Origin of the sequence: Streptacidiphilus jeojiense (genome assembly GCF_000719095.1) — a bacterium.
Lineage (GTDB): Bacteria > Actinomycetota > Actinomycetes > Streptomycetales > Streptomycetaceae > Streptacidiphilus > Streptacidiphilus jeojiensis.
On sequence record NZ_JOEH01000036.1, the window covers coordinates 59,314 to 67,348 of the forward strand.

At 70.9% G+C, this 8,035-nt stretch carries 7 protein-coding genes and 1 pseudogene; 4 read left to right on the forward strand and 4 right to left on the reverse strand.

What is annotated here, in order from left to right; genetic code table 11:
* Window positions 1-2: 2 nt before the first annotated feature.
* Window positions 3-728 (reverse strand): carboxymuconolactone decarboxylase family protein, encoded by a 726-nt coding sequence (locus IF29_RS0135990; RefSeq protein WP_051726487.1) that lies wholly within the window; start codon window positions 726-728, stop codon window positions 3-5.
* A gap of 74 nt (window positions 729-802) precedes the next feature.
* Here IF29_RS0135990 and IF29_RS0135995 point away from each other — a divergent pair, with 74 nt between their 5' ends.
* On the forward strand, window positions 803-1,441 hold the full coding sequence (locus tag IF29_RS0135995; RefSeq protein ID WP_030264632.1) for a TetR/AcrR family transcriptional regulator: 639 nt from the start codon (window positions 803-805) through the stop codon (window positions 1,439-1,441).
* A gap of 1 nt (window position 1,442) precedes the next feature.
* Here the strand turns inward: IF29_RS0135995 and IF29_RS0136000 are convergent, their stop codons facing one another.
* Window positions 1,443-2,306: an SDR family NAD(P)-dependent oxidoreductase gene (locus IF29_RS0136000; protein ID WP_030264634.1), complete on the reverse strand. Its 864-nt coding sequence runs from the start codon at window positions 2,304-2,306 to the stop codon at window positions 1,443-1,445.
* A gap of 58 nt (window positions 2,307-2,364) precedes the next feature.
* Here IF29_RS0136000 and IF29_RS0136005 point away from each other — a divergent pair, with 58 nt between their 5' ends.
* Window positions 2,365-3,036 carry a TetR/AcrR family transcriptional regulator gene (locus IF29_RS0136005; RefSeq protein ID WP_030264636.1) on the forward strand — a complete coding sequence of 224 codons (672 nt, stop codon included), beginning with the start codon at window positions 2,365-2,367 and terminating at the stop codon, window positions 3,034-3,036.
* A 12-nt stretch (window positions 3,037-3,048) separates the two neighbouring features.
* On the opposite strand, the gene IF29_RS0136010 is transcribed toward IF29_RS0136005, so the two are convergent.
* Complete coding sequence (locus IF29_RS0136010; RefSeq protein ID WP_030264638.1) at window positions 3,049-3,522, reverse strand: MarR family winged helix-turn-helix transcriptional regulator; 474 nt, start codon at window positions 3,520-3,522, stop codon at window positions 3,049-3,051.
* Window positions 3,523-3,665: 143 nt separating this feature from the next.
* On the opposite strand from IF29_RS0136010, the gene IF29_RS0136015 reads away from it, so the two are divergent.
* Entirely contained in the window at window positions 3,666-4,676 is a 1,011-nt protein-coding gene (locus tag IF29_RS0136015; protein WP_198037654.1) for a quinone oxidoreductase family protein, read from the forward strand.
* Window positions 4,677-4,683: 7 nt separating this feature from the next.
* On the opposite strand, the gene IF29_RS0136020 is transcribed toward IF29_RS0136015, so the two are convergent.
* On the reverse strand, window positions 4,684-7,065 hold the full coding sequence (locus tag IF29_RS0136020; RefSeq protein WP_084715426.1) for a discoidin domain-containing protein: 2,382 nt from the start codon (window positions 7,063-7,065) through the stop codon (window positions 4,684-4,686).
* 474 nt (window positions 7,066-7,539) lie between these two features.
* On the opposite strand from IF29_RS0136020, the pseudogene IF29_RS42755 reads away from it, so the two are divergent.
* Window positions 7,540-8,035, forward strand: a pseudogene (locus tag IF29_RS42755) (discoidin domain-containing protein); the annotation flags it as partial.

Below are 8,035 nucleotides of genomic sequence, written 5' to 3' on the forward strand. Positions count from 1 at the left end.
GTTCAGACGTCCCGGGTCGGCCGCGTTTTCGGCGGTTCCTCCTTCGGTTCCTCCCGGTCGGCCAGCAGCGCTTCCAGGACGTGCAGGGCGCGCCAGGTGCGGGTCATGCCGAAGGGGGCGGTGGCGCGGACGGCGGCGCGGGCCTCGTCGGGGGTCGCTCCGGCGCCCAGCGCGCGGCCGACGTGGGCGCGGAAGCTCTCCTGGAGGGTCTGGTAGAGGACGTCGACGGTCATGGTGGCGAACGCCCGCTCGCGGACGCTGATCCGGGACATGCCGGCGCGCATCCGCGACTGCAGGTCCATGTAGACGGCGAAGTCCGGGTCCAGCGCCCGTACCTCGGCGCGCATCGCCGCCGGCATGGGGCTGCCGGTGCCCTCCAGGTCCAGCTGGTGGCCCTGGCCGGTCGGCCCGGGCAGGCCGTGCCGCTGCTCGACCTCGGTCAGCCGTTCCAGGGCGGCCAGCGCGGCCGGGTAGCCGCTGTCGTAGGAGATGAAACGGAGCAGCTCGCGCAGGTCGTCGGCGTCCAGGCCGTTCGCCAGGGCGGCCCGGACGTGCAGTTCGAACGGCACCCCGAACACCTGCCCGCAGACGTCGGCGACCAGGGCGATCAGGCTGAGCTCACGCGGCGTCAACTGCGGTGCCGTCGCGGTGAGGTCGAAGCTCGCCGCGGCCATCTCCGCGAACACCGGGTCGAGCTCCTTGAGCGTGGTTCGGGTCGGCAGCGACATGGTGACTCCCCTTGAGTTAACAGCTGTAGGGCTACGACTGTAGCCCTACAGCCGCACCCCTACAATGGGTCTCCATGGATGCGACCACTCCGGCCCGGCCGGGCACCGGCACCGCGCCACGCGGCCGCAACCCGCGCGGCCAGGGCGAACGGCTGCGCACCGAGATCATCGACGCCGCGCTGCGGATGCTGGACGAACTCGCCGACGACCAGGCCCTGTCGCTGCGGGCGGTCGCCCGCGAGGTGGGCATCGCCGCCACCTCCGTCTACATCCACTTCGCCGACCGCGACGCGCTGGTGCTGGCCGCGCTGGAGCGCTGCTACAGCGACCTGCTGCGCGCGGTGGACGACGCGGAGTCGGCCACCACCGACCCGGTGGCCGCGCTGCGGGCCCGGACGACGCTGCTGGGCGCGTGGTCCCGCGAGCACCCCGGCCTGTACAAGGTGCTGCACGAGAGCACCCTCATCCGGCGCCGGGACATGTCCTTCCGGGACGAGATGGGCCAGCGCATGGCCGCGGCGATCCGCCGCTGCATGGACGCCGGCCTGGCAGCCCCCGGCGACCCCGAGACCGTCGCCCTCGACCTGCGCACCGCCGTCCACGGCGCCGTCTCCCTGCGCCTCAACCAGCCCGAACTGCCCTGGCCCCCGCTGGAGGAGCAGATGGACCGCTTCCTGGTGAAACTGGTCGGCGTCCCGCCGCTGGCCCGGTGACTCAGGCGGGCAGGTCGACCGGGTAGTCGGCGCCGGTGTCGGCGGAGGCGGAGACGGCCTGCCAGGCCGTGGCTTCGGCGAGCTGGCTGCGGGAGTAGTCCAGCGCCATGCCCACCGCACCGGCGCCCAGCAGCAGATGGCTGGGCAGCTTGTCGGCGTGCACGATCCGCACCAGGATCTCCGCGGCCCGGTCCGGGTCGCCCGGCGCGGTGCCGCCGCCGCGCAGCCGTTCGCTCAGGGCGCCGACGGTCTGGCGGTACTCCTGGGGCACGTCGTCGATCTGCATGGAGGCGCCGGCCCAGTCGGTGGCGAATCCGCCCGGCTCGACCACGAGGTAGCGGATGCCGAACGGCGCGGTCTCGGCGGCCAGGACGCGGGTGAACCCGTCGACGGCGAACTTGGCCGCCTGGTAGGAGCCGAGCCCGGGGGTGTGGCCGACGCGTCCGCCCACCGAGGAGAACTGGATCACGATGCCCGCGCCCTGCTTCTTCAGCAGCGGCAGCGCGGCCCGAGAGACGTTGTAGACACCCCAGAAGTTGGTGTCGAACTGCCGGCGGAAGTCGGCCTCGTCGGTGGTCTCCACGGCAGAGAGGTTGGCGTAGCCGGCGTTGTTGACCACCACGTCGATCCGCCCGTACTTCTCCACTCCGGCGGTGAGCGCCGCCTCGGCCGCCGCGGCGTCGGTGACGTCCAGGGCCACCGGGAGCACCCGGTCGCCGTACTTGTCGGCCAGATCGGCGAGCTGTTCCGGCCTGCGGGCGGTCGCCACCACGTTGTCGCCGGCTTCGAGGGCGGCGGCGGCCAGGGAACGGCCAAAGCCGCGGGAGGAGCCGGTGATGAACCAGGTGCTGGGTCGCGTAGTCATGGATTTAGTACAACACCGTTGCGCTAATACTGCAACTTGGTTGCGGTAGCCTGTGCGGGTGACTACACCGCAGTTCGCACGCGCCCGGAGCGCCGAGGCCAAGCAGGCCCGCGAGACGTCGATCCTGGAGGCCGCCGCACGCCTCGCCGGCGAGCACGGCGTCCGCACGGTGACCCTCACGGACATCGCCGCGGCCGTGGGTATGCACAAGTCGGCGATGCTGCGCTACTTCGAGACCAGGGAGGAGATCTTCCTGCGACTGGCGGCAAGCGAGTGGGTCCAGTGGTCGCAGGACGTGCGCAACCGGCTGGGCGCACTGGAAGGCGGAAACCCGGCCGATCCCGGGACGCCGATGGCCGTAGCGGGCATCCTCGCCGACTCACTCGTCGCGCGACCGCTCTTCTGCGACCTGCTCGCCCACACGCCGCTGAACCTGGAGCGCGGCGTGTCCTTCGCCGCCGTCCGATCCTTCAAGCTGATCGCCATCGCCGCGGTCGGGGAGGTCGGCACAGCCCTGCGCCGCATCCTGGACCTGACGGAGGAACAGGGCGGCAACGTCGTCTCCACCGCCGTCTCCATGGCCGGCGCACTGTGGCAGATGGCCGCCCCGGGAACCGAACTACGCCGCTTCTACCAGGACTCCCCCGAACTGGCCCACGCCCTGGTCGACGTCGCCCCCAAGCTCACCGACATTCTGACGGCGCTGATCAGGGGTTACGTCGCAAGGTGACCGGTGGGGCCACTACCTGCCCTGTGCCAGGTTGGCCTCGACCCGCTCCAGGCCGGCGAGGAGCGTGCTGCGCTCGGCCGGGGTCATGTCGCCGGTGGTCGCCGCTTCCAGTTCGGACCAGAGCTGTTCGACCTGACGGCGCAGGCCCAGGCCGGCCGGGGTGGTCTCGACGAGGGTGGCCCGGCCGTCGGCCGGGTCGGGGCGGCGGCGGACGAAGCCGGCGCGCTCCAGGCGCTGGACGGTCCGGGTCATCGACGCCGAGTCGGTGTCGAAGGCCGCCGCGAGGTCGGACTGCCGCTGCGGCCCGGCGTCCCACAGGTGCATCATCAGCAGCTCGTGGCCGGGGTGCAGGCCCAGCTCCCGGAACAGCTGGCGGGCCCGCATGATGTGCAGCCGCGTGACGCGGATCAGGGTGTTGCTGACGGGCCCGCCGGCCGCCGCGGTGGGCGACGGTACGCGCCCTGTGCCCTCCCGTGCCGATGTCATCCCCGCATGGTAGCTGTGCCGGACAGGGATCCACGCTAGCTGTCCACGACAGCATGCGAGAAATTGCACCTCTGCCAGGGAATGGATGCCGACACGGGCCAGTTAGCTGTCTTAGACAGCTAAACACGCGCCAATCGGAGGACATGATGAAAGCCATCCAGATGACCGAGCAGGGCGGCCCGGAGGTTCTACGCCTGGTGGACCTGCCCGACCCGCAGCCCGGCCCGGGGCAGATCCTGATCCGGGTGCAGGCCGCGTCGGTGAACTTCTCCGATGTCATGCGCCGGCGCGGGGACGACTACCCCGTTCCCACGCCGTCGCCGTTCGTCCCCGGCGCGGAGGTGTCCGGGACCGTCGCGGCGCTGGGCGAGGGCGTCGAGGAGCCCGCCGTCGGCACACCGGTGTTCGCGATGGTCGGCGCCGACGCCTCCGGCGGGTACGCCGAACTCGCCCTGGCCTTCGCCGCGAACGTGATCCCCGTCCCGCCGGGGCTGGATCCCGACGCCGCAGCCGGCATCGTGGTGGCGGGGCTCGCCGCGACCCTAATCCTCACCCGGACCGCCGCCGTCGAGAAGGGCCAGAGCGTGTTCGTCCCGGCCGCAGCCGGCGGCGTGGGCGGCTACGCCGTGCAGATCGCCAAGCTCCTGGGCGCCGGCACGGTCATCGCGGGCGCGAGCACCGAGGCCAAGCGGAACATCGCACTGGGCCTCGGCGCCGACCACGCCGTCGACTACAACGACCCCGCCTGGACCAGGACGGTCAGGGACCTCACCGGCGGCACCGGGGTGGACGTGGCGCTGGAGATGTCCGGCGGCGACCGGCTGGCCCAGACCCTGGGAGTGCTCGCGCCCTTCGGCAGCCTGGTCGTCTTCGGTTCGGTCAGCGGCGCTCCCGGCCGCCTGGACGAGAGGGCCGTCCTGCCCTGGCTCTACGACCCGGCCCCCAACCAGTCCGTGGTGGGCTTCAATCTCGGCCCGTGGTTCGAGCTGCGCCTGCCGACCGCGGTCGCGGCGCTGCAGCAGCTGATCGAGTGGGTCGGCTCGGGGCAGGTCCGGGTACCGGTCCCGCACCCGCTCCCGCTGGCCCGGGCCGCCGAGGCGCACCGTCTGCTGGAGAGCGGGGCCACCACCGGCAAGCTGGTCCTCAAGCCGTGACAACGGTTCAGGGGGCGTACGCCTCCAGCTCGGAGAGCTGGCCGGCGGGCCAGCCGGTGTTGGCGGTGAAGGTCAGCCGCAGGTAGCGGGTGCTGGTGCCGGACGGGAGGGTGATGGTCACCGCGTTACCGGTGGCCGGATCGAAGGTGCGGCCCGCGGAGGCGGACAGGGTGGTGTAGCTGGAGTTGTTCGTGCTGCCGAGTACCGAGAGGGTCTGGGTGCGGGCGGACCAGGCCGTGGCCGGGGGCAGCTTGAGCACCACCCTGCCCACCGCGCGGGTCGCGCCGAGGTCCACGGTCAGGCTCTGCGGGAAGGCGTTGTCGGTGCTCTCCCAGTAGGTGTTGGCGTCGCCGTCGACCGTGTTGGCTGCGGTGTAGTTCTGGGTGTGGCCGGTGTCGGAGACCGCCGCGTGCAGGGCCAGGTCGGTGCCTGACGGCGGCGCGGTGGTCGGCGGCGCGGTGGTCGGCGGCGCGGTGGTCGGGGGTGCGGTGGTCGGCGGCGCCGAGGTGGGCGGGGTGCCGGTGCCCGGGGGCGGGCCGGTCGGCGGCAGCGAGGTCGGCGCCGGGATCGTGGTCAGCACCGGGGAGGTGCTCCAACCCGAGTTCCCGCTGCCCTGGTTGAAGGCGAAGGTGCCCGCGGTGTTGTTGGGGTAGCCGTAGTCGTAGGTGCCGGCGACCTTGACGTTGGTCGCGGCCAGCCCGCTGACCTGGGCGGAGCCGGTGGTCTCGGCCTGGAACACGGTGGTTCCGGTCCAGTTGACTGTGTTGCCGGTGAGGTTGAGTCCGGTCACCGCGTAGCCGGAGCCGCCGCCGGAGACCATCTCGAAGGCCTCGTAGGGGCTGTAGTCGATCGCGTTGCCGCTGACGTTGACGGTCGCGTTGGTGAAGGCCGAGTTGTAGGAGTCGAAGCGGATCGCGCCCATCGCATGGCCCCAGTTGGGGTTGAGCGCGCCGGTGCGGACCAGGGTGTTGTTCGAGATCGTGGTGGTGCCTGACAGCGGGGTGAACGGTGACAGGAACGCCTGGTTGGAGACGGCGATGCCGCTGCCCAGCGCGTTGGTGTCGGCGATGGTGTTGCCGCTGACGGTGTTGCCGGAGCCGCCGTAGACCGCGATGCCGTTGGCCAGTGTGGGCTGGACGATGGTGTTGTTGCTCAGCGTGTTTCCGGTGTCGGGGGCCGGCATGGACCACAGGGCCAGGCCGTCGTCGCCGGTGTTGCGCAGGAAGTTGTTCTTGACGGTGTTGTTGGCGGCGTTGCCGTTGAAGTTCAGGCCGTCGGCGTCGGTGGAGAGCACGACGCTGTTCTGCACGGTGATCCCGCTGTTGCCGTACTGGAGCCAGAAGCCCACGTTGGTGTCCTGGATCCACAGTCCGTCGACGTCGGAGCCGGTGCCCAGCGAGCCGTTGACGGCGTTGGCGGTGCTGTCGTCGTGGCGGCCGACCGTGGAGCCGAGGATCGCGAAGCCGCTGAGGTTGACCGGGCCGGAGACGGCCGAGCTGTTGTTGATGAACTCGTTGGTGGCCAGCTGCGAGTACCAGCTGCCGGCGCCGACGATGGTGGCCTTGTTGACCTGTAGCGCCGAGGTGATCCGGAAGGTGCCCTGGGGTATCCACACCGGTACGCCCGCTGACGCCGCGGCGGCGATGGCGGTGCGGAAGGCGTTGGTGGAGTCGCCGCTGCCGCTGGCGTCCGCACCGTCGCTGACCACCGAGATGGAGCCGGCCGGCTGGGTGGCCGGGGCGGCGATGTTGAAGAAGTCGGCGACGTCGAGGGTGTAGGGCAGGGCGGTGTCGCCGGCGTCCACCTGGAACTTCACCGTCGATCCGGCGGCCACCGCGGCGGGCAGCCGCAGCCGGACGTCGTCGTAGAGCTTGTGGGTCTTGCTGCCGGCGATGCTGCCGGTGCTGATGTAGCTGTACGCGGAGGTCAGCGACAGCTCGGTGCTGAGCTTGGTCCCGTTGACGTAGACCGAGAGCTTGCCCGAGGCGCCCTGCGGAACGGCGTAGTGCAGGTCCAGTGCGTTGGCCGGGGCGGTCAGGGTGAACTGCACGTACTGGCCCTGGCCGGTGAGTTGGACCGCCTGTCGGCCGGACGCCTCGGTGGCCAGGTCGCCCTGGGTGTAGTCCGGGCCGATCAGCTTGCCGTTGGTGCTCGCCTGCGCGCCTTCGGCCTCGTACTCGACCATGCCGGGAAGGGTGGCCCCGGAGGCGGCGGCCTTCACCGCGGCGGCCTGGACCGGCCCGGTGGGGGCGAGGGCCGCTGCGGCCTGGTGCGAGGGTGCGGACAGCACCAGTCCGAGGACGGCGGCGACCGCGGCCGTCCCTCCGACCAGCACCTGTGCGCGCCGGGTCCGAGGGACGTAGGTGTGCGTGGAGCGGTGATGCACCATCAGTCGTGCCCTTCCAGCAAGGAACTCTGCACTCCGGTTCTCGGCCCAAAGGCTTGCTCACAGCGCATGACCACGTCAATGGCCTAGGCCAATCCGGAGCCGGTGCCGGGGGCGAGGGCGCGGACAAACGCCAGGCCGGAGGCGTTTGTAAAGAAGTTGTATGAGAAGTGGGACCAGAGGCTCCGAAAGAGCAAACCATCGACTGAGTTACCGTCAAGTTGCCTAAATGGCCTGCAATTTTCTGACAGAAGGCTGCTTGCGCAACTCTGCGGGGCCGCCCTACTGTGGCTGGCACCCCGCACGGACGTGGCCCAGGTTCACGTATATGTCCACGATGGCGGCCGGCAATACGCCCCCACACCGCACACCCCGCGGTCGCAGAACCATCTGGTCGGACAGGTCCTCGGTTCCCCCGCACTGCCGTCGCCACGGGGTCTCCCGGTTGCGGCGACGCCCAGACCACCAGGAGTTGTTGTGGCAGTCTCTCGTCGGACCTTCATGGCGTCCGCGCTGGCAGGAAGCGCCGTCGTCGCAGTAGGAACGCAGTGGTCCCGTACGGCTGAAGCGGCCGTCGTTCCGGCGGCCAGCCCGGCCGGGGACGTGGTCGGGAAGGTCACCGTCGGCTACCAGGGCTGGTTCGCCTGCATCGGGGACGGGGCCCCGATCAACGGCTGGTGGCACTGGAGCCAGAACTGGGGCCAGTCACCCTCGCCGACCAACAACGCCATCAAGGCGTGGCCGGACATGCGCGAGTACACCAAGACCTACCAGACCGCGTACAGCAACTTCGGCAACGGGCAGCCGGCGACGCTGTTCTCGTCCTACGACCAGCAGACGGTGGACACCCACTTCCTGTGGATGCAGCAGAACAACATCGACACCGCCGCTCTGCAGCGCTTCAACCCCACCGGCGGTGAGGGGCCGACCCGCGACGCGATGGCCACCAAGGTCAGGAGCTCGGCGGAGAAGT